This window comes from Brachybacterium epidermidis (assembly GCF_015209585.1).
Lineage (GTDB): Bacteria > Actinomycetota > Actinomycetes > Actinomycetales > Dermabacteraceae > Brachybacterium > Brachybacterium epidermidis.
Map to the genome: position 1 here is coordinate 77,779 of NZ_JADEYR010000001.1, position 19,163 is coordinate 96,941.

The window sequence follows — 19,163 nt, forward strand, 5'->3', positions numbered from 1 at the left end:
TCCAGCGGACGCTGCATGAGGAAGGCCCCGGACCGATACGGTCCGGGGCCTTGCCGCATGCTCGGGGGCGGCAGCGGGGAGCTCAGCGCTCCGGCTGTCCGGGGGTCTTGTCCTCGGGGTGCACCGGCACGACCGGATCCTGCGGGGCGGGCTGTCCGAAGCTGCGGCGATTCGTGGGCCTGCTGCGCTCGGACCCAGGGTCGGCGGGTGCGTCCGCCGCGGGCTGCCCGTAGCGCCCCTGCGCGTGTCGGCCCCGGTCGCTGCCGGGCTGCGCCTGCGTGTGCCCCCAGCCGTCAGCGGACGGCCCGCCCTGGTGCAGCGCGTCCTGGTGCAGCACGTCCTGGTGGGACTGGCCCTGGTGGGACTGGCCCTCGGGGGGCTGGCCGGGCAGCTCCGCGTGGGGGAGAGGGGCTGCGCTCTGTCGGGGGAAGGGCTGGGCGGCCCCCTCCTCCACCAGCAGGCGGCGCGCCTCATCAGCGTGGCGGTGCTCCACCAGCAGCTCGTACTGCATGGGAATGGTGGAGGTCATCGAGGTGAAGTCGCGCTTCCCTCCGCTGGCGGCGTAGCCGATGACGGACCAGATGGTGAAGAACACGATGCCGATCAGCACCGAGGAGATCACCGTGACCTGCGGCTGGGGCGCGAACAGTGCGAACAGGATGCCGATGAACAGGCCCATCCACGCGCCGCTGAGGATGCCTCCCAGGATCACCCGTCCCCAGGTCTGTCGGCCCGTGACGCGCTCCATCAGCTTGAGGTCGGTGCCCACGATCAGGGTGTGCTGGACGGGGAACTGCTTGTCGGCCAGGGTGTCCACGACGGCCTGGACTTCGGCATAGGTGGCGTAGGTGCCCAGGGACCGCGGGTACTCGAGGCGGAACAGCTGTGAGTTCAGTGGGGAGTTCTTCGGCTGTGTCATGGCGACAGGCTAGACCGGCCACCTGCTCGCAGCTGTGGAGCAGGCTGGGAGCGCGTGCGGTCCGCGCCGGAGGGAGTTACGAAGTCGTGATCGTTCGGCGGCGCATTCATGCAACATCGCGCAGTGCGGGCGTTACCCTGGGCGTAGGCGGCGCGACGGCGAGCAGCTGGTGCTCACCGTGTGTCCGGCGCCGACAGCGCATCGCGCATTTCAAAGACGAAAGAAGGACTCATGGACGAGCAGACCACTTCGATGACGCCGCTGGAGCGTCTCGGTGCATCCCGCCGCAGCTTCCTCGCCCTTGCCGGTGCCGGTGCCTCGGCGGCAACCCTGGCAGCCTGCGCCGGAGGCGGCGGTGGCGGCGGTGACGACGAGTCGGATGGCGGAGGTTCCCTCGCCGGCGAGAACGCCTCCGAGGACAACCCGCTGGGTGTGGACGCCGCCGCGCCCGTCGAGGCCGTGATCTTTGATGGCGGCTACGGCATTGCCTATGCCGAGTCCGCCGGTGAGCAGTACAAGGAGATGTACCCCGACGCCGACGTCGAGGTCGCGGGCACGGTCAACATCCAGCCGGACCTGCAGCCCCGCTTCGCCGGTGGCAACCCGCCGGACGTGTTCGACAACTCCGGTGCTCAGAAGCTCGCGATCGACGGCCTGGTCCAGCAGCTGCAGGACCTGGGCGACCTGCTCGCCGCCCCGATGGTGGACGGCGAGGGCACGGTGGAGGAGAACCTCCTTCCCGGCGTCACCTCGCCCGGCATGTTCAGCGGCAAGTTCCTGGGCATGAACTACGTGTATACGGTGTTCGCACTGTGGTACTCCGCCAAGGAGTTCGAGGAGAAGGGCTGGTCCGTCCCGCAGACCTGGGAGGAGCTCATGGCCCTCGGCGAGACCGTCAAGGGTGAGGGGCGCTACCTGTTCTCCTACGGCGGCCAGAACGCCTCGAACTACTATCAGGAGATGGCCCTGTCGATGGCCGCCAAGTTCGGTGGTCCCGAGGTCCTCAAGAAGATCGACAAGCTCGAGGAGGGCGCGTTCGAGCAGGACGCCATCGTCCAGGCGTACGACGCCATGGCCGAGGCGGTGGCGGCCGGCTACTTCGAGCCGGGCGGCGAGGGCATCAAGCACACCGACGCCCAGACCAGCTGGGTGCAGGGCAAGTCCGTGTTCTACCCCTCCGGCTCCTGGATCGAGAACGAGCAGGCCGACGTCACCCCCGAGGGTTACGCCATGACCGGCGCCCCGGTGCCGTCCCTGGACGGCAGCTCGATGCCGCATGAGGCGTTCCACGGCACCGCGGCGGAGCAGTACTTCGTTCCCTCCGGTGGCAACAACCCCAACGGCGGTGCCGAGTTCCTGCGCATCATGCTCTCCAAGGAGCAGGGCGCGAAGTTCGCCGAGCTCACCAAGGCGCCCTCCGTGGTCAAGGACACCGTGCCCGAGGACGGCTTCGGCTCCACCGCGCTGGCCTCGGTCAACAAAATGATCTCCGATGCCGGCGACAACACCTTCACCTACAACTTCTCGGACTGGTACGGACTGGGGTCGGACTCCATCACCAGCTGGACCAGCTTCCTGAAGGGTGACATCGACGCTGCGACCCTGCGCCAGCAGGAGCAGGCCATGATCGACCGGGTGCGCGAGGACGACGCCGTGACCAAGTTCGAGGTCGATTCGTGACAGCAGCTCCGGTCTCCGGACTCGGTGAGGCGGCGGCGACGGCTGACAAGGTCGTTCGCCGCCGCCGACCTCGGGTGCCCACGGTGCAGAGGATGCTGTTCTTCCTGCTGTTCCTGGGGCTCCCGCTGGCCGTGTACATCCTGTTCGTGGTCTCGCCGTTCGTGCAGTCCTTCTACTACTCGCTGACGAACTGGTCGGGACTGTCGCCGTCCATGGAGTTCATCGGCCTTCGCAACTATGAGCGCATCTTCAACGACCCGGTGTTCTGGAAGTCGCTGCGCAACAACCTGGTGCTGCTGGCGGTCCTGCCCACGGTGACCATCGTCCTGGCCTTCGCGCTCGCGGTGATGGTGACGATCGGCGGGGACACCCGTGGGGGCGTGCGCGGTGTGCGAGGCGCGGGCTTCTACCGGGTGGTGAGCTTCTTCCCGTACGCGATCCCCGCAGTGATCACCGGCATCCTGTTCAACTTCGTGTACCACCCCAATGGCGGTCTGCTGAACGGCCTGCTGAACCTCCCGCACGACCTGCTGACCCGCTTCACCGGCAGCTCGCTCATTCCCGCGGTGAACACCGCCTGGCTCGGCGACCAGCGCTACGCCCTGGCAGCCGTGGCCTTTGCGATCATCTGGACCTTCGTGGGCTTCTACATGGTGCTGTTCGTGGCCGCCATCAAGTCCATCGGCCAGGAGGTGCTGGAGGCCGCGCGCATCGACGGCGCCGGCCGCTTCCGCACCGCCGTGCAGATCGTCGCACCGATGGTGCGCGACAGCGTCTCCACCGCGCTGGTGTACATGGGCATCTTCGCTCTTGACGCCTTCACCTTCGTGTCCGTGATGACCCCGAACGGGGGCACGAACAACAGCACCAAGGTGGTCTCACTCCACCTCTACCAGACGGCGTTCTCCGACGGCCGCTTCGGTGAGGCCAGCGCCATGGGCGTGATCATGGCGCTGGTGACCATGGTGGTCGCCGTCGTGGTGATCACCCTGATCCGGCCCAAGAAGGCAGACCGATGACCACCACCGATTCCTCGCTCGATGCGCGCGGGGCCTCCTCCTTCGAGGTCACCGGCGGCCGGGGCCGTCGTGATCGTCCCGCGGCCAAGCGTGAGGGCGGGATGACCTTCACCCATCACCTGGTGCTGGGTCTATGGGCCCTGCTGGTGATCCTGCCCCTGATCTGGACGGTCTACACCTCGTTCAAGACCTCCGCCGAGATCCAGACCGACCCCTTCGGGCCCCCCGCCCAGATGCAGTGGAACAACTACTCGCGCGCCTGGACCGAGGCCCGGATCGGTGAGTACTTCCTCAACACCATCATCGTGGTCGGCTCAGCGCTGATCATCGTGATGCTGCTGGGCGCGATGTGCGCGTACGTGCTGGCTCGGTTCCCCTTCCCCGGCAACCGGTTCATCTACTTCTCGATGATCGCCGGTCTCACGTTCCCGGTCTTCCTGGCCGTGGTGCCGCTGTTCTTCGTGCTGAACAACATGGGGCTGCTCGACGGGAGGCTCGGCCTGGTGGGCCTGATCCTCTCCTACGTCGCGTTCGCACTGCCGTTCACCGTGTTCTTCCTGCACGCCTTCTTCTCCGGCCTCCCGGAGGAGATCAGTGAGGCCGCCGCGATCGACGGGGCGGGCGACTTCCGCACCTTCTTCCAGATCATGCTCCCGATGGCCAAGCCCGGCCTGGCCTCGGTCGCGATCTTCAACTTCTTGGGCCTGTGGAACCAGTTCCTGCTCCCGCTGGTGCTGAACCGCGAGCGCAGCAACCACGTGCTCGCCCAGGGTCTGGTGAACCTGCAGGCTCAGCAGGGCTACCGCGTGGACTGGGGCGGCATGTTCGCCTCGGTGGTGATCACCGTGATCCCGGTGCTGGTGGTCTACGTGATCTTCCAGCGCCAGCTGCAGGGCGGCGTGGGTCCCAGCACGGACAAGTAGACACCCGGGTGTCGGGGGGCGCACCGCTCGCATCCGTGCGATGATGCGAGCGGTGCGCTTCTGCTGAGCGCCGGGATGGGTGCTCGATGCCTCCGGGCACGTCCGGTGTGATGGGCCGCACCCGGCCCGCCCTTGTGAGGAGACGTACCGCTCTGGCAGACTGTTCGAGTTGTCTGCGCGGGCCGACATGCCCGGTTCCGTTCTCCGCACGAATCCGACCCTTCACCACAGCGTGATGCTCGCGGGCCTGGCGGCGAATGATCACCGGATGAGGTCCGTCCCGAGGATGCGAACGATGCTCCCTGCACCGACCGCGCATCGCACGAGGGAAACAGACGCAGACGCAGCCGGAACTCGGCGGCCGCAGGCTGGGCTTCACCGCCCCGCGGAGGCCGACACGCCCGTCCTCGGGTACCGGGGGAGGCCGCATCAATGCCAGACGGAAGAAAAGAGACAGGACGCCATGGCGGGACAGAAGATCCGCATCCGGCTCAAGTCGTACGACCACGAGGTGATCGACAGCTCGGCGCGCAAGATCGTCGACACGGTGACCTCCGCGGGTGCGACGGTCGTGGGCCCGGTGCCGCTGCCGACCGAGAAGAACGTGTTCGTCGTGATCCGGTCGCCGCACAAGTACAAGGACTCCCGTGAGCACTTCGAGATGCGCACGCACAAGCGGCTGATCGACATCGTCGATCCCACGCCCAAGGCCGTGGACTCGCTGATGCGCCTCGATCTGCCGGCGGACGTCAACATCGAGATCAAGCTCTGAGGCAGGTCGAAATGAGCAACGAACTGACGGGACAGCGTGCCCGCGCCGTGTCCGGCGTGCTCGGCACCAAGCTCGGCATGACCCAGGTCTGGGACGAGAACGGAAAGCTCGTCCCCGTGACCGTCGTGCAGACGGGCTCCAATGTCGTCACCCAGGTGCGGTCCGTCGAGACCGACGGGTACGACGCCGTGCAGATCGCCTACGGGCAGATCGATCCGCGCAAGGTCTCCAAGCCCCTCCGGGGCCACTTCGAGAAGGCAGGCGTGACCCCGCGCCGCCATCTCGTGGAGCTGCGCACCACCGATGCCGCTGACTTCACCGTCGGCCAGGAGATCGACGCCTCGATCTTCGAGGCCGGCCAGAAGGTCGACGTGGTCGGCACCTCCAAGGGCAAGGGCCATGCGGGCGTCATGAAGCGTCACGGCTTCGCCGGTGTGAGCGCCTCCCACGGTGCCCACCGCAACCACCGCAAGCCGGGTTCGATCGGCGGCGCCTCCACCCCTGGTCGCGTGTTCAAGGGCCAGCGCATGGCCGGCCGCATGGGCGGCGCCCGCACCAGTGTCCAGAACCTGACCGTTCACGCGGTCGACGCCGAGAAGGGCCTCGTGCTCGTCAAGGGTGCCGTCCCCGGCCCCAAGGGCGGCATCGTGCTGGTCCGCTCGGCTGCCAAGAGCCCCGCGAAGGAGGCCTGAGCCCGATGGCAGAGAACCTGACCGTCGACGTCCTCGACCCGGCCGGCAAGAAGACCGGCACCGTCGAGCTGCCCGCATCGATCTTCGACGTGCAGACCAACGTCCCCCTGATCCACCAGGTGGTCGTCGCCCAGCAGGCGGCCGCTCGTCAGGGCACCCACAAGACCAAGACCCGCGGTGAGGTCGCCGGTGGCGGCAAGAAGCCGTGGAAGCAGAAGGGCACCGGCCGCGCCCGTCAGGGCTCGATCCGCGCGCCGCAGTTCGCCGGCGGCGGCGTGGTCCACGGACCCGTCCCGCGCGACTACTCGCAGCGCACGCCCAAGAAGATGAAGGCCGCCGCTCTGCGCGGTGCCCTCTCCGATCGCGCCCGCAACGGCCGCGTCCACGTGGTCTCCGCCCTCCTGGAGGGCGAGGTCCCCTCGACCAAGGCCGTGCGCAGCACCCTGGGCCTCGTCTCGGATCGTCGCCACCTGCTGGTGGTCGTGCGTCGCGACGACGACCTCGGCGCGCTGAGCTCGCGCAACCTGCCCATCGCCCACGTCCTGTACGCGGACCAGCTGAACACCTACGACGTCATGCGCAGCGACGACGTCGTGTTCACCGCCGGTGCCCTGGAGGACTTCGTGGCCATGGCGACCCTGTCGCTGCCCACCTCCTCGTTCGCCGAGAAGCGGGCCGCGGCCGCCGCCGTCGCCGAGGCGTCCATCGACGCCGAGGCCCCCGCTCCCGAGCCGGCTGCCGACGCACCGGCCGACGCCCCTTACGGTGAGGGATCCGCGGCCGCTCTGGCCGACGGCTCCGCCCCCGAGGGCTTCACCATCAAGGGCAACGCGGGTTCGATGAAGTTCCACACCGTGGAATCCCCGTGGTACGACCGCACCAAGGCCGAGGTCTGGTTCGCGAGCGAGGAGGCCGCCGAGGCCGCCGGGTTCGTCAACGCCAAGCCGTCCACGGACTCCACTGATGCCGAGGAGGACTCGAAGTGACCTCGCTGAACAAGGATCCCCGCGACGTCCTGCTGGCCCCGGTGGTCTCCGAGAAGAGCTACGGGCTGATGGACGAGGGCAAGTACACCTTCCTGGTTGACGCCCGCGCCAACAAGACCGAGATCAAGATCGCCGTCGAGACCGTCTTCGACGTCAAGGTCGCCTCGGTGAACACCATCAACCGGCAGGGCAAGTCGCGGCGCACGCGCTTCGGCACCGGCAAGCGCAAGGACACCAAGCGCGCCATCGTCACCCTGACCGACGGAGCCATCGACATCTTCGGAGGATCGGTCGCCTGAGCGACCGGTCACCGAGGAGCCGAAGAGAGTCTGAGGGAAAGCCACCATGGCAATTCGCAAGCACAAGCCGACCACGCCGGGCCGTCGCGGCTCGAGCGTCGCCGACTTCGTCGAGATCACCCGCGACACGCCGGAGAAGTCCCTGGTGCGTCCGCTGTCCAAGACCGGCGGCCGCAACAGCAACGGCCGGATCACCTCGCGTCACCGCGGCGGCGGCCACAAGCGGGCCTACCGTGTGATCGACTTCCGTCGTGCCGACAAGGACGGCATCAACGCGAAGGTCGCCCACATCGAGTACGACCCGAACCGCACCGCCCGCATCGCGCTGCTGCACTACACCGACGGCGAGAAGCGCTACATCCTGGCCCCGGCGAAGCTGCGTCAGGGCGACTGGATCGAGAACGGTCCCGGCGCCGACATCAAGCCCGGCAACAACCTGCCGCTGCGCAACATCCCGCTGGGCACCGTGGTGCACGCCATCGAGCTGCGTCCCGGTGGCGGCGCCAAGATTGCCCGCTCCGCGGGTTCGTCGGTGCAGGTCGTCGCCAAGGAGGGCCCGTACGCGCAGCTGCGCATGCCCTCCGGCGAGATCCGCAACGTGGATGCCCGCTGCCGCGCCACCATCGGTGAGGTCGGCAACGCGGAGCAGTCCAACATCAACTGGGGCAAGGCCGGCCGCATGCGCTGGAAGGGCAAGCGCCCGCACGTGCGCGGCGTCGTCATGAACCCGGTCGATCACCCGCACGGTGGTGGCGAGGGCCGTACCTCCGGCGGTCGCCACCCGGTGTCGCCCTGGGGTCAGCCCGAGGGCCGCACCCGTCGACCGGGCAAGGAGAGCGACAAGCTCATCGTGCGCCGTCGTCGGACCGGCAAGAAGCGCTGATAGGGAGAACCACAGGACATGCCTCGCAGTATCGCCAAGGGCCCGTTCGTCGACGACCACCTGCAGAAGAAGGTGGACGCCCAGAACGAGAAGGGCACCAAGAACGTCATCAAGACCTGGTCGCGTCGTTCGGTCATCACCCCGGACTTCCTCGGCCACACCTTCGCAGTGCATGACGGCCGCAAGCACGTCACGGTGTTCATCACCGAGTCGATGGTCGGCCACAAGCTCGGCGAGTTCGCTCCCACGCGGACTTTCAAGGGCCACGAGAAGGACGACCGCAAGGGCCGCCGCCGCTGACCCAGGTCAGCCAGACAGCACGCCCCGACATCCAGAAGAAAGCAGGACAGCAATGGAAGCCAAGGCGCAGGTGCGGCATCTCCGCATGTCGCCCATGAAGGCTCGCCGCGTTGTGGACCTGATTCGTGGCAAGAGCACGGCCGAGGCCCTGGACACCCTGCGGTTCGCCCCGCAGGCCGCCAGCGAGCCCGTCCTCAAGCTCGTGGAGTCCGCGATCGCCAACGCCCGGGTCAAGGCGGATCAGTCCGGGGAGCGCTTCGACGAGCGCGACCTGGTGGTCTCCGCCGCCTATGTCGACGAGGGTCCGACCATGAAGCGGTTCCAGCCGCGTGCTCAGGGTCGCGCCTTCCAGATCAAGAAGCGCACCAGCCACGTCACCGTGGTTGTCGCTCCCGTGAAGAAGTAAGGAGTCCCAGTGGGCCAGAAGGTCAATCCGAACGGGTTCCGACTCGGGATCACCACGGAGCACAGCAGCCGGTGGTTCGCCGACTCCACCAAGGAGGGGCAGCGGTACCGCGACTACGTGAAGGAAGACGTCGCGATCCGCAAGCTCATGTCCGAGGGGCTCGAGCGTGCCGGCATCTCCAAGGTCGAGATCGAGCGCACCCGCGATCGTGTCCGCGTCGACCTCCACACCGCCCGCCCGGGCATCGTCATCGGGCGTCGCGGCGCGGAGGCCGAGCGTCTGCGCGGTGAGCTGGAGAAGCTCACCGGCAAGCAGATCCAGCTGAACATCCTCGAGGTCAAGAACCCCGAGGCCGATGCGCAGCTGGTCGCCCAGGGCATCGCCGAGCAGCTCGCCGCCCGTGTGTCCTTCCGTCGTGCGATGCGCAAGGGCATGCAGTCCGCGCAGCGCGCCGGCGCCAAGGGCATCCGCGTGGCCGTCTCCGGCCGCCTGGGCGGCGCCGAGATGAGCCGCAGCGAGTTCTACCGCGAGGGACGCGTGCCTCTGCACACCCTGCGGGCGAACATCGACTACGGCTTCTACGAGGCCCGCACCGCCTTCGGCCGCATCGGCGTGAAGGTGTGGATCTACAAGGGCGACGTCACCGCCAAGGAGCTCGCGGCCCAGCAGGCCGCCTCGCAGGGTCCCCGCTCCGGCGGCCGCGGCCCGCGTGCCGAGCGTCCGCGCGGGCGTCGCAACGAGCGCAACGCCGCCCGTCGTGAGGGTGGGGAGCAGCAGGCCGCGGCCTCTGCCCCGGCCGCCGGCGAGCAGGCGGCTGCACAGCAGTCCGGAACGGAGGCCTGAGCGACATGCTGATCCCCCGCAGGACCAAGCATCGCAAGCAGCACCACCCCACCCGCAGCGGCATGGCCAAGGGCGGCACCGATCTGGCGTTCGGCGACTACGGCATCCAGGCGCTCGCGCCGGCCTACGTCACCAACCGTCAGATCGAGGCGGCGCGTATCGCCATGACCCGCTACATGAAGCGTGGCGGCAAGGTGTTCATCAACATCTACCCCGATCGACCGCTCACCAAGAAGCCTGCCGAGGTCCGCATGGGCTCCGGCAAGGGCTCGGTGGAGTGGTGGGTCGCCAACATCAAGCCGGGCCGCGTCATGTTCGAGGTCGCCGGTGTCCCCGAGGACGTTGCACGTGAGGCCCTGCGCCTGGCGATGCACAAGCTCCCCATGAAGTGCCGCATCCTGAGCCGAGAGGGTGGTGACATCTGATGGCAGCGACCAAGCTCACCGCCGATGCACTCGACAAGCTGGACGACGCCAAGCTGGCCGAGGAGCTGGCGAAGGCCAAGGACGAGCTGTTCAAGCTCCGTTTCCAGTCCGCGACCGGCCAGCTGGAGAGCTCCGGCCGCCTCCGGTCCGTCAAGAAGGACATCGCACGGATCTACACGATCCTGCGCGAGCGCGAGCTGGGCATCCGTCAGGCGCCCGGCGCCGCCGAGTGACCGCGAAGCGAGGAACTGAGAGATGAACAAGAACGACTCCCAGGTCGAGGAGACCGCCGTCGAGCAGGAGGAGCTCGCCAAGGAGGGTGCGCACGCGTCGTCCCACGAGCGTCCGTACCGCAAGACCCTGCGCGGCTACGTCACCTCCGACAAGATGGACAAGACCATCGTGGTCGAGGTCGAGGAGCGCGTGAAGCACGCCCTCTACGGCAAGGTCATGACCAAGACCAACAAGTTCAAGGCCCATGACGAGGAGAACACCGCCGGCATCGGCGATCGCGTCCTCATCATGGAGACCAGGCCGCTCAGCGCCACCAAGCGGTGGCGCCTGGTCGAGGTCATCGAGCGGGCCAAGTGATCGGACGGTCCTTGTGACCGCACCCGGGACCTGAGAAGGGCCGGTCTCCCCAGGGAGGCCGGCCCTTCCGCATGCCCCAGCGCTGTCTCGCCGGCCGGCCTCAGCTGTGAGTCAGCAGCACCAGGAGGGCCCCGGCGTAGGCGTCCTCCGCGCTGGGGGCGCGCACCTCGCGCTGCGAATCAGGACCGTCGGCCTCGGCGGGCTGCCTGCTCCCGTCGAGCTGCACGACGTACACCTCGCCGTCGACGGTCGTCTCGCGGCGCAGCTCCCGGAACGCGTCCCCGAGGGCGTCGCGCAGCTGGCCCTCGCGCGGGATCCACACCGCCTCGTACTGCTCCACGGAGTCCAGCGCCCATTCGGTGGTGCCGTTGAAGCGGAACACGCTCTGCCCGTGACGGCTGATGCCGCGCTCGATCACCATCGAGGACAGCATGAACGGCTCCTGCCGCAGCAGCTCGTTGTCCACCACGAACCAGTCGCCGTCCGCGGGCTCCCACGCCAACCCGGCATCGCGCAGCCGCCGGGCGATGTCGATGTCGATCACAGGCCTGACCTCTTCTCTGAGCGGATGTGGCACCGTCAGCGTACGCGTCGGGCGCGGACCGGCGGCTGCGTGCGCAAGGACACAGGGGATCGGCCGGGCGCCGGTCTTCCGCGGGGAGGGGCGGACCCCGTATGCTTGTCGGGTTGCGCTTCCGCGCTGCCGTCCGGGTGAGTCCGGGCTGGAGCGAGGAGGTTGCGGACGGCAGCGTCCATCCCCCGACGGAGACCTCGCACCGTCCCGCGGATCGGCCGGATTCATCCGGAGGCCCGCGGAGCATGTGCCCGAGTCCGACGGAGGGTTTTTTGATGCCCGCCCTCCGCGCCGACGAACCCCCTCTCGGGGCTCGGCGGGCAGCGGTCCACCATCCGTTCCGCCAGGCTCGGCGCTTCCGCAGTGCGGGGGAGCGAGAACCGGCGAGACGACAGGAGTACGGAGTGATTCAGCAGGAGTCGCGACTCAAGGTCGCCGACAACACGGGTGCCAAGGAGATCCTCTGCATCCGCGTTCTCGGTGGCTCCGGTCGCCGTTACGCCGGCATCGGCGACACCATCGTGGCCACCGTCAAGGACGCCATTCCCGGCGGCAATGTGAAGAAGGGCGACGTCGTCAAGGCGGTCGTCGTGCGTACTACCAAGGAGCGTCGCCGCAGCGACGGCTCCTACATCCGTTTCGACGAGAACGCCGCGGTGATCCTCAAGACCGACGGCGAGCCCCGCGGTACCCGCATCTTCGGGCCCGTCGGTCGCGAGCTGCGCGACAAGCGGTTCATGAAGATCATCTCGCTGGCGCCGGAGGTGCTGTGACATGGCAAAGATGAAGATCAAGAAGGGTGACCTGGTCCAGGTCATCACCGGTCGCACCAGCGATGCCGACAAGGCCGCCGAGCGTGGCCTGAAGGCCGGCGACAAGGGCAAGCAGGGCCGCGTCCTGCAGGTGTTCCCCGAGAGCCAGCGCGTGCTGGTCGAGGGCGTCAACCGTCGCACCCACCACCTGCGTCCCACGCAGGCCGGCGGTGCGGGCGGCATCGAGCAGCGCGAGGCCCCCATCCACGTCTCCAACGTGGCGCTGGTCGACCCGGAGGACAACAAGCCCACCAAGGTCGGCTTCCGCGTCGAGACCATCGAGCTGGAGAACGGCCGCACCAAGCAGACCCGCGTGCGGTACTCCAAGCGCTCCGGGAAGGACATCTGATGACCGAGACTTCCACCCAGGCGCCCACCCCGCGCCTGAAGACCCAGTACCGCGAGACCATCAAGGGCCAGCTCACCGAGCAGTTCGGCTACCAGAACGTGATGCTGGTGCCGGGCCTGACCAAGATCGTCGTGAACATGGGCGTCGGCGACGCGGCTCGCGACTCCAAGGTCATCGACGGCGCCATCAAGGACCTGGCCGCCATCACCGGCCAGAAGCCGCAGGTCACCAAGGCTCGCAAGTCCATCGCGCAGTTCAAGCTGCGTGAGGGCATGCCGATCGGCGCGCACGTCACCCTGCGCGGCGATCGCATGTGGGAGTTCCTGGACCGCCTGCTGTCCACCGCCCTGCCGCGTATCCGTGACTTCCGCGGTCTGTCCCCGAAGCACTTCGACGGCAACGGCAACTACACCTTCGGTCTCACCGAGCAGGTCATGTTCCACGAGATCGACCAGGACAAGATCGACCGCGTCCGCGGCATGGACATCACGGTCGTCACCACCGCGAAGACCGACGACGAGGGACGCGCGCTGCTCAAGCTGCTCGGCTTCCCCTTCAAGGAGAACTGATATGGCCAAGACCGCCCTGATCAAGAAGTCGGAGCGCAAGCCGAAGTTCGCGGTGCGCGCCTACACCCGGTGCCAGCGCTGCGGGCGTCCGCACTCCGTGTACCGCAAGTTCGGGCTGTGCCGTGTGTGCCTTCGCGAGATGGCCCACCGCGGCGAGCTGCCCGGTGTCACGAAGAGCAGCTGGTAAGCACTATCGCCATAGGTCCTGCGGCACTGCCGGAGGAAACCAGGTGAGGAAGAAGCAGACGACATGACCATGACCGACCCGATCGCGGACATGCTGACGCGGATCCGTAACGCCTCCGGGGCGTACCACGAGACCGTGTCCATGCCGTATTCGAAGTTGAAGAGCCGTATCGCCGACATCCTGAAGTCCGAGGGATACATCGTCGACTGGCGTGAGGAAGACGCCGAGGTGGGCAAGAACCTGATCCTCGTGCTCAAGTACTCCGACAGCCGTGAGCGCGCCATCTCCGGTGTGCGTCGTATCTCGAAGCCGGGTCTGCGCGTGTACGCGAAGTCCACCAACCTGCCCAAGGTCCTGGGAGGCCTGGGCGTGGCGATCCTGTCCACGTCCTCCGGTCTGCTGACCGACAAGCAGGCTGCCAAGAAGGGTGTGGGTGGGGAAGTCCTCGCCTACATCTGGTGAGCGGGGGAGGAGAACCACAATGTCCCGCATCGGACGCCTGCCGGTCGCAGTGCCGGCCTCTGTCAAGAACGTGAGCATCGAGGGGAACCTGGTCACCGTGACCGGCCCCAAGGGCGAGCTGCAGCACGAGATCCCTGCCCCCATCACCGCTGAGCGCGGCGAGGACGGCAGCATCGTGGTGAGCCGCCCCGACGACGAGCGCGAGAACAAGGCCCTGCACGGCCTGACCCGCACTCTGATCAACAACATGGTCCTCGGCGTGACCGAGGGCTTCACCAAGAAGCTGGAGATCGTGGGCACCGGTTACCGCGTGACCGCGAAGGGCACGGACCTGGAGTTCGCGCTCGGCTTCTCCCACCCCGTGGTGGTGAAGGCCCCCGAGGGCATCACCTTCGCCGTCGAGTCGCCGACCAAGTTCTCGGTCAGCGGCATCAGCAAGCAGCAGGTGGGCGAGGTCGCCGCGAACATCCGCAAGATTCGCAAGCCCGAGCCCTACAAGGGCAAGGGCGTGCGCTACGCGGACGAGGTCGTGCTGCGCAAGGCCGGAAAGGCTGGTAAGTGATCATGGGTTACGCACTCAAGCACACCAAGGGCGCGCGTGGCAGCAAGCTGCGCTACCGCGGTCGCCGCCACCTGCGCGTGCGTCGCCGCGTCGTGGGCACGGCCGAGCGTCCCCGCCTGGTCGTCACCCGCTCGCAGCGCCACGTGTTCGTCCAGGTGGTCGACGACTCCCTGGGCCGCACCCTGGCGTCGGCCTCCACCATGGAGGCCGATCTGCGCGGCACCACCGCCACCAAGTCGGACAAGGCCCGCACCGTCGGCGCCCTGATCGCCGAGCGGGCGAAGGCAGCGGGCATCGAGTCCGTCGTGTTCGACCGCGGCGGGAACAAGTACCACGGCCGTGTGGCCGCCGTCGCCGACGGTGCCCGCGAGGCCGGCCTGGCGCTGTGATCGCCCCCCGGACACAGGACGAGAAGAGGATCTGAACATGGCTGCACAGCAGCGAAGCAACGGTCCCGCGGCCTCCGGCCGACGGGGCGGGAACACCGGGACCGGACCGGAGTCCGGCTCCGAGGACCGCAACCAGCGCGGCGGACGCCGCGACGACCGCGGCGGTCGCCGCGGTGAGGGCCGCGGTCGCGGCCAGGACGCCGAGAAGTCGGCGTTCCTCGAGCGCGTGGTGAGCATCAACCGCGTCTCCAAGGTCGTCAAGGGCGGCCGGCGCTTCTCCTTCACGGCCCTGGTGGTCGTGGGTGACGGCGACGGCACCGTCGGTGTCGGCTACGGCAAGGCCAAGGAGGTGCCGGCGGCGATCTCCAAGGGTGTCGAGGAGGCGAAGAAGAACTTCTTCCGCGTTCCCCGCATCCAGGGCACCGTCGTGCACCCGGTCCAGGGTGAGGACGCCGCGGGCATCGTCCTGCTGCGCCCCGCCGCTCCCGGTACCGGCGTGATCGCGGGCGGCCCCGTCCGCGCCGTCCTCGAGTGCGCGGGCGTCCAGGACGTGCTGTCCAAGTCGCTCGGCTCGACCAACGCCATCAACATCGTGCGGGCCACCGTCGATGCCCTGAAGCAGCTCGAGGAGCCCGAGGCGGTGGCCGCTCGTCGCGGCCTGTCCGTCGAGGAGGTCGCCCCGGCCGCCCTGCTGCGCGCTCAGGCAGAGGGTCGCGCCGCGGCCCGCGCCGAGAAGGTGGGTGCGTGATGCAGCTGAAGGTGACCCAGGTCCGTTCCGACATCGGCGGTACCAAGTCCCAGCGGTCCACCCTGCGCGGCCTCGGCCTCAAGCGCATCGGTGACACCGTGGTGAAGGAGGACCGCCCCGAGATCCGCGGCATGATCCGCGCCGTCACTCACCTGGTGACGGTCGAAGAGGTGGACTGACAATGACTGAGAACAACAAGGCCGACAGCACCGAGCAGAGCCTGCTCAAGCTGCACGACCTGCGCCCGGCGCCCGGTGCCAAGACCGCGCGCACCCGCGTGGGTCGTGGTGAGGCATCCAAGGGCAAGACCGCAGGTCGTGGCACCAAGGGCACCAAGGCCCGCTACCAGGTGCCAGCTCGCTTCGAGGGCGGCCAGATGCCGCTGCACATGCGCCTGCCGAAGCTGCGCGGCTTCACCAACCCCTTCCGCGTCGAGTACCAGGTCGTGAACCTGGCGACCCTGCAGGAGCTGTTCCCCGAGGGCGGCGCCGTCACGGTCGATGACCTCGTCGCCAAGGGCGCCGTGCGCAAGAACCAGCCCGTCAAGGTGCTGGGCACCGGTGATGTGAGCGTCAAGCTCGACGTCACCGCACAGAAGTTCTCCGCCTCGGCGGAGCAGAAGATCACCGCGGCGGGTGGGTCCGTCACCACCGCGTGAGTCTCTTTTGACGGGGCACCGCGGCGCAGAATAGCCTGTGCCGCGGTGCCCCGTCCCTGTTTCGTCGGGGCCGGTCCGCACGCCACCGGGCGCCGCCGGCGCACGCAAGGCAGAGGACGGGCGTGACCGATGGTCCGCGTCCCCGGACCTCCAGGAGGAATCTGGTGAACTCGTTCGTGCGCGCACTGCGCACCCCCGAGCTGAGGGCGAAGATCTTCTTCACCCTCGGCCTGATCGCGATCTACCGGCTCGGGGTGTTCGTCCCCACGCCGGGGTTCGAGTACACCAACGTGATGATCTGCGCCGACCAGGCGATGACGGGTCAGGGCGCCGGCGTGATGGGCATGGTCAACATGTTCTCCGGCGGCGCGCTGATGCAGCTGTCGATCTTCTCGCTGGGGGTGATGCCGTACATCACCGCCTCCATCATCGTGCAGCTGCTGCGCGTGGTGATCCCGCGCTTCGAGGCCCTGCACAAGGAGGGCCAGGCAGGCACCGCCAAGCTCACCCAGTACACGCGCTACCTCACGATCGGCCTGGCCGTGCTGCAGGCCACGACCATCATCACCCTGGTGCGCTCCGGGAACTTCTTCGTGGGCTGCGCCCTGGAGCTGGTGCCGGACCAGTCCGTCCCCACTCTGCTGCTGATGGTGCTGACCATGACGGTGGGCACCGTGCTGATCATGTGGATGGGCGAGATGATCACCGAGCGCGGCATCGGCAACGGCATGTCGCTGTTGATCTTCACCTCGATCGCGGCCTCGTTCCCCGCCGCGATGGGCACCATCTTCCAGACCCAGGGCTGGATGACCTTCACCCTGGTCATCCTGGTCGCGCTGGTGGTCATGATCGCCATCGTCTTCGTGGAGCAGTCCCAGCGCCGCATCCCCGTGCAGTACGCCAAGCGGATGGTGGGCCGCCGCATGTACGGCGGCACCTCCACCTACATCCCGATCAAGGTCAATCAGGCCGGCGTCATCCCCGTCATCTTCGCCTCCTCCATCCTGGCCCTGCCCCAGATGGCCACGTCCTTCGGCGACCCGAACGCCGCCTGGGTGCAGTGGATCAACGAGCACCTGGTGATGGGCTTCTCCTTCTCGTGGGTCTACGCCCTGGTGTACGTCTCGCTGATCATCTTCTTCGCGTTCTTCTACGTGTCGATCACCTTCAACGCGGAGGAGATCGCCGACAACATGAAGAAGTACGGCGGCTTCATACCCAACGGGCGCGCCGGCAAGCCCACCGAGCGCTTCCTCACCTACGTGATCAACCGGATCCAGACCCCCGGTGCCATCTACCTCGCCCTGATCTCGCTGATGCCGCTGATCGCGATGGTCTACCTGGGCACCTCGCAGGACTTCCCGCTGGGCGGCGTGTCCGTGCTGATCATGATCGGCGTGGGTCTGGACACCGTGAAGCAGATCGACGCGAAGCTCCAGCAGCACCACTACGAAGGGATCCTCCGGTGACCACCCCCGCACAGTCCTCCCACGCCGACGCCCCGGCCGCGAGCCGGCTGCTGATCGTCGGCCCGCCCGGCGCGGGCAAGGGCACCCAGGCCGCCCGCATCGCCGAGGCGCTCGACATCCCCGCGATCTCCACCGGCGACATCTTCCGCGCCAACGTCTCCGGGCAGACGGAGCTGGGCGTGCTGGCGAAGTCCTACATGGACAAGGGCGAGTACGTGCCGGACTCGGTCACCAACGACATGGTGCGCTCGCGACTGGCCGAGGACGACGCCACCGGCGGGTTCCTGCTGGACGGCTACCCCCGCACCCTGCCCCAGGTCGACGCCCTCGATGCCGTGCTGGCCGACCTCGGCGCCGCGCTCGACGCGGTGCTGCTGCTCGAGGTGGACAACGACGCGGTGGTCGAGCGCCTGGTGGCGCGTGGGACCGAGCAGGGCCGCAGCGACGACACCGAGGAGACCATCCGCCGTCGCCTCGAGGTCTACGCCGAGCAGACGGCCCCGCTGATCGACGTGTACGAGCAGCGTGGCCTGGTGCGTCGCGTGGACGGCATGGCCTCGATCGACGAGGTCACCGCCTCCCTGCTGGACGTCCTGGGAGCCCCCGCCTCCCGATGAGCATGCTGCGCCGGGAGCGGGTGGAGCTGAAGACACCCGAGCAGATCGCCGTGATGCGGCGCAGCGGGATGCTGCTGTCGCAGGTGCACGACATGCTGCAGGAGGCGATCCGCCCCGGGATCACCACCGGTGAGCTGGACGCCCGCGCCGAGACGATGATCCGCGAGCACGGCGCCACGCCCAACTTCCTGGGCTACCACGGCTTCCCGGCCTCGCTGTGCATCAGCGTCAACGACGTGGTGGTGCACGGCATCCCCGGCGACCAGGTGCTCGAGCAGGGCGACGTGGTCTCCATAGACGCCGGTCTGATCATCGAGGGCTGGCACTCCGATGCGGCCCGCACCCACATCGTGGGCGCCCCGCGCCGACAGGCCGACGAGGACCTGGTGCGGATCACCCGCGAAGCCCTGTGGGTCGGCATCGCGGCTCTGGCCACCGCCGATCGGGTGGGGGACATCGGCGCCGCGATCGAGGACTTCGTGAATGCGGCGGCGGGGGATGCCCTCTCCCACCTCGAGGACTTCGGCGGCCACGGCATCGGCTCCGCGATGCACCAGCCGCCGGACGTGATGAACTACCGCACCCGCTCCCGCGGACCGAAGGTGCGCCCCGGCATGTGCCTGGCCATCGAACCGATGCTGATCCAGGGCCCCGGCGACTGGCAGCTCGAGGACGACGACTGGACCGTGCGCGCCACCGGGGGAGGCCGCGCCGCCCACTGGGAGCACTCCGTCGCGGTCACCGAGCACGGCATCCTGGTGCTGACCGCTGCCGACGGCGGGCGCGAGGAGCTCGCCGCTCGCGGCATCACCACCGCACCGGATCCCCTGCTCGCGTGACCGGGGTCATCCTCGGCACCCCTCGCTCATCCCGCAGGCACCGTGTAGGCTGGTCGATCGGGTGTGCTCCGTGATGAGCGCACGCGAAGCGCGGCTGCAGACGATGTGCAGCGCCCTGGCGACCCCGGTCGCGGGCACCCGCGCTCGTGTGCCGCAGACGGGCTCACCATCGCAGACCACCGTACTCGCC

Annotated in this window: 29 protein-coding genes; 27 read left to right on the top strand and 2 right to left on the bottom strand. The window is 68.2% G+C overall.

Annotation, left to right across the window (positions count from 1 at the left end; genetic code table 11):
* Window positions 1-82: 82 nt before the first annotated feature.
* Window positions 83-919: a YflT domain-containing protein gene (locus IOE58_RS00330; RefSeq protein WP_193864428.1), complete on the bottom strand. Its 837-nt coding sequence runs from the start codon at window positions 917-919 to the stop codon at window positions 83-85.
* A 231-nt stretch (window positions 920-1,150) separates the two neighbouring features.
* On the opposite strand from IOE58_RS00330, the gene ngcE reads away from it, so the two are divergent.
* The 14 genes from ngcE (at window position 1,151) to rpsQ (ending at window position 10,738) form a co-directional block, all read left to right on the top strand.
* Window positions 1,151-2,599, top strand: coding sequence for an N-acetylglucosamine/diacetylchitobiose ABC transporter substrate-binding protein (gene ngcE / locus IOE58_RS00335; protein WP_193864429.1), 1,449 nt, complete (start codon window positions 1,151-1,153; stop codon window positions 2,597-2,599).
* A gap of 92 nt (window positions 2,600-2,691) precedes the next feature.
* Window positions 2,692-3,618 carry a carbohydrate ABC transporter permease gene (locus tag IOE58_RS00340; RefSeq protein ID WP_193864866.1) on the top strand — a complete coding sequence of 309 codons (927 nt, stop codon included), beginning with the start codon at window positions 2,692-2,694 and terminating at the stop codon, window positions 3,616-3,618.
* Window positions 3,615-4,541: a carbohydrate ABC transporter permease gene (locus IOE58_RS00345; RefSeq protein ID WP_193864430.1), complete on the top strand. Its 927-nt coding sequence runs from the start codon at window positions 3,615-3,617 to the stop codon at window positions 4,539-4,541. Before IOE58_RS00340 ends, IOE58_RS00345 begins: the two co-directional genes overlap by 4 nt.
* A gap of 463 nt (window positions 4,542-5,004) precedes the next feature.
* Window positions 5,005-5,313 (top strand): 30S ribosomal protein S10, encoded by a 309-nt coding sequence (gene rpsJ / locus IOE58_RS00350; RefSeq protein WP_010550334.1) that lies wholly within the window; start codon window positions 5,005-5,007, stop codon window positions 5,311-5,313.
* 11 nt (window positions 5,314-5,324) lie between these two features.
* Window positions 5,325-6,005 carry a 50S ribosomal protein L3 gene (gene rplC, locus IOE58_RS00355; protein ID WP_193864432.1) on the top strand — a complete coding sequence of 227 codons (681 nt, stop codon included), beginning with the start codon at window positions 5,325-5,327 and terminating at the stop codon, window positions 6,003-6,005.
* 5 nt (window positions 6,006-6,010) lie between these two features.
* Window positions 6,011-6,991 (top strand): 50S ribosomal protein L4, sunset domain variant, encoded by a 981-nt coding sequence (gene rplD, locus IOE58_RS00360; RefSeq protein ID WP_193864433.1) that lies wholly within the window; start codon window positions 6,011-6,013, stop codon window positions 6,989-6,991.
* The gene (rplW, locus tag IOE58_RS00365) at window positions 6,988-7,290 is read left to right on the top strand and encodes a 50S ribosomal protein L23 (protein WP_193864434.1); all 303 of its coding nucleotides are present in this window, start codon (window positions 6,988-6,990) and stop codon (window positions 7,288-7,290) included. Before rplD ends, rplW begins: the two co-directional genes overlap by 4 nt.
* A 46-nt stretch (window positions 7,291-7,336) precedes the next feature.
* The gene (gene rplB, locus IOE58_RS00370; RefSeq protein WP_193864435.1) at window positions 7,337-8,173 is read left to right on the top strand and encodes a 50S ribosomal protein L2; all 837 of its coding nucleotides are present in this window, start codon (window positions 7,337-7,339) and stop codon (window positions 8,171-8,173) included.
* A gap of 18 nt (window positions 8,174-8,191) precedes the next feature.
* Window positions 8,192-8,473 (top strand): 30S ribosomal protein S19, encoded by a 282-nt coding sequence (rpsS, locus tag IOE58_RS00375; protein WP_193864436.1) that lies wholly within the window; start codon window positions 8,192-8,194, stop codon window positions 8,471-8,473.
* A 52-nt stretch (window positions 8,474-8,525) separates the two neighbouring features.
* On the top strand, window positions 8,526-8,879 hold the full coding sequence (gene rplV, locus IOE58_RS00380) for a 50S ribosomal protein L22 (protein WP_017824525.1): 354 nt from the start codon (window positions 8,526-8,528) through the stop codon (window positions 8,877-8,879).
* A 9-nt stretch (window positions 8,880-8,888) separates the two neighbouring features.
* Complete coding sequence (rpsC, locus tag IOE58_RS00385; RefSeq protein WP_193864437.1) at window positions 8,889-9,722, top strand: 30S ribosomal protein S3; 834 nt, start codon at window positions 8,889-8,891, stop codon at window positions 9,720-9,722.
* 5 nt (window positions 9,723-9,727) lie between these two features.
* A complete protein-coding gene (gene rplP, locus IOE58_RS00390) occupies window positions 9,728-10,147 on the top strand; it encodes a 50S ribosomal protein L16 (protein ID WP_193864439.1) in 420 nt (139 codons plus the stop codon).
* Window positions 10,147-10,380: a 50S ribosomal protein L29 gene (gene rpmC, locus IOE58_RS00395; RefSeq protein WP_193864440.1), complete on the top strand. Its 234-nt coding sequence runs from the start codon at window positions 10,147-10,149 to the stop codon at window positions 10,378-10,380. The genes rplP and rpmC overlap by 1 nt, the downstream gene beginning before the upstream one ends.
* A gap of 22 nt (window positions 10,381-10,402) precedes the next feature.
* On the top strand, window positions 10,403-10,738 hold the full coding sequence (gene rpsQ, locus IOE58_RS00400; RefSeq protein WP_193864441.1) for a 30S ribosomal protein S17: 336 nt from the start codon (window positions 10,403-10,405) through the stop codon (window positions 10,736-10,738).
* Window positions 10,739-10,838: 100 nt separating this feature from the next.
* Here rpsQ and IOE58_RS00405 read toward each other — a convergent pair whose 3' ends face one another.
* Window positions 10,839-11,282 (bottom strand): hypothetical protein, encoded by a 444-nt coding sequence (locus tag IOE58_RS00405; RefSeq protein ID WP_193864442.1) that lies wholly within the window; start codon window positions 11,280-11,282, stop codon window positions 10,839-10,841.
* A gap of 434 nt (window positions 11,283-11,716) precedes the next feature.
* On the opposite strand from IOE58_RS00405, the gene rplN reads away from it, so the two are divergent.
* The 13 genes from rplN to map all read left to right on the top strand — a co-directional run bounded on the left by rplN (window position 11,717) and on the right by map (window position 18,973).
* Complete coding sequence (gene rplN, locus IOE58_RS00410; protein ID WP_017824531.1) at window positions 11,717-12,085, top strand: 50S ribosomal protein L14; 369 nt, start codon at window positions 11,717-11,719, stop codon at window positions 12,083-12,085.
* A 1-nt stretch (window position 12,086) separates the two neighbouring features.
* Complete coding sequence (gene rplX / locus IOE58_RS00415) at window positions 12,087-12,473, top strand: 50S ribosomal protein L24 (RefSeq protein ID WP_228018422.1); 387 nt, start codon at window positions 12,087-12,089, stop codon at window positions 12,471-12,473.
* A complete protein-coding gene (rplE, locus tag IOE58_RS00420; protein ID WP_193864443.1) occupies window positions 12,473-13,042 on the top strand; it encodes a 50S ribosomal protein L5 in 570 nt (189 codons plus the stop codon). Before rplX ends, rplE begins: the two co-directional genes overlap by 1 nt.
* A 1-nt stretch (window position 13,043) precedes the next feature.
* A complete protein-coding gene (locus tag IOE58_RS00425) occupies window positions 13,044-13,229 on the top strand; it encodes a type Z 30S ribosomal protein S14 (RefSeq protein ID WP_010550318.1) in 186 nt (61 codons plus the stop codon).
* Between the two features lie 63 nt (window positions 13,230-13,292).
* Window positions 13,293-13,691: a 30S ribosomal protein S8 gene (gene rpsH, locus IOE58_RS00430; protein WP_193864444.1), complete on the top strand. Its 399-nt coding sequence runs from the start codon at window positions 13,293-13,295 to the stop codon at window positions 13,689-13,691.
* Between the two features lie 19 nt (window positions 13,692-13,710).
* A complete protein-coding gene (rplF, locus tag IOE58_RS00435) occupies window positions 13,711-14,253 on the top strand; it encodes a 50S ribosomal protein L6 (RefSeq protein ID WP_193864445.1) in 543 nt (180 codons plus the stop codon).
* A 2-nt stretch (window positions 14,254-14,255) separates the two neighbouring features.
* The gene (rplR, locus tag IOE58_RS00440) at window positions 14,256-14,642 is read left to right on the top strand and encodes a 50S ribosomal protein L18 (protein WP_193864446.1); all 387 of its coding nucleotides are present in this window, start codon (window positions 14,256-14,258) and stop codon (window positions 14,640-14,642) included.
* Window positions 14,643-14,679: 37 nt separating this feature from the next.
* Window positions 14,680-15,390, top strand: coding sequence for a 30S ribosomal protein S5 (gene rpsE / locus IOE58_RS00445; RefSeq protein WP_193864447.1), 711 nt, complete (start codon window positions 14,680-14,682; stop codon window positions 15,388-15,390).
* The gene (gene rpmD, locus IOE58_RS00450) at window positions 15,387-15,569 is read left to right on the top strand and encodes a 50S ribosomal protein L30 (protein ID WP_311199662.1); all 183 of its coding nucleotides are present in this window, start codon (window positions 15,387-15,389) and stop codon (window positions 15,567-15,569) included. Before rpsE ends, rpmD begins: the two co-directional genes overlap by 4 nt.
* Window positions 15,570-15,571: 2 nt before the next feature.
* Entirely contained in the window at window positions 15,572-16,048 is a 477-nt protein-coding gene (gene rplO / locus IOE58_RS00455) for a 50S ribosomal protein L15 (RefSeq protein ID WP_193864448.1), read from the top strand.
* 164 nt (window positions 16,049-16,212) lie between these two features.
* Window positions 16,213-17,517 (top strand): preprotein translocase subunit SecY, encoded by a 1,305-nt coding sequence (gene secY, locus IOE58_RS00460; protein WP_193864449.1) that lies wholly within the window; start codon window positions 16,213-16,215, stop codon window positions 17,515-17,517.
* Window positions 17,514-18,134, top strand: coding sequence for an adenylate kinase (locus IOE58_RS00465; RefSeq protein WP_193864450.1), 621 nt, complete (start codon window positions 17,514-17,516; stop codon window positions 18,132-18,134). The genes secY and IOE58_RS00465 overlap by 4 nt, the downstream gene beginning before the upstream one ends.
* The gene (map, locus tag IOE58_RS00470) at window positions 18,131-18,973 is read left to right on the top strand and encodes a type I methionyl aminopeptidase (RefSeq protein WP_193864451.1); all 843 of its coding nucleotides are present in this window, start codon (window positions 18,131-18,133) and stop codon (window positions 18,971-18,973) included. Before IOE58_RS00465 ends, map begins: the two co-directional genes overlap by 4 nt.
* Window positions 18,974-19,163 lie beyond the last annotated feature (190 nt).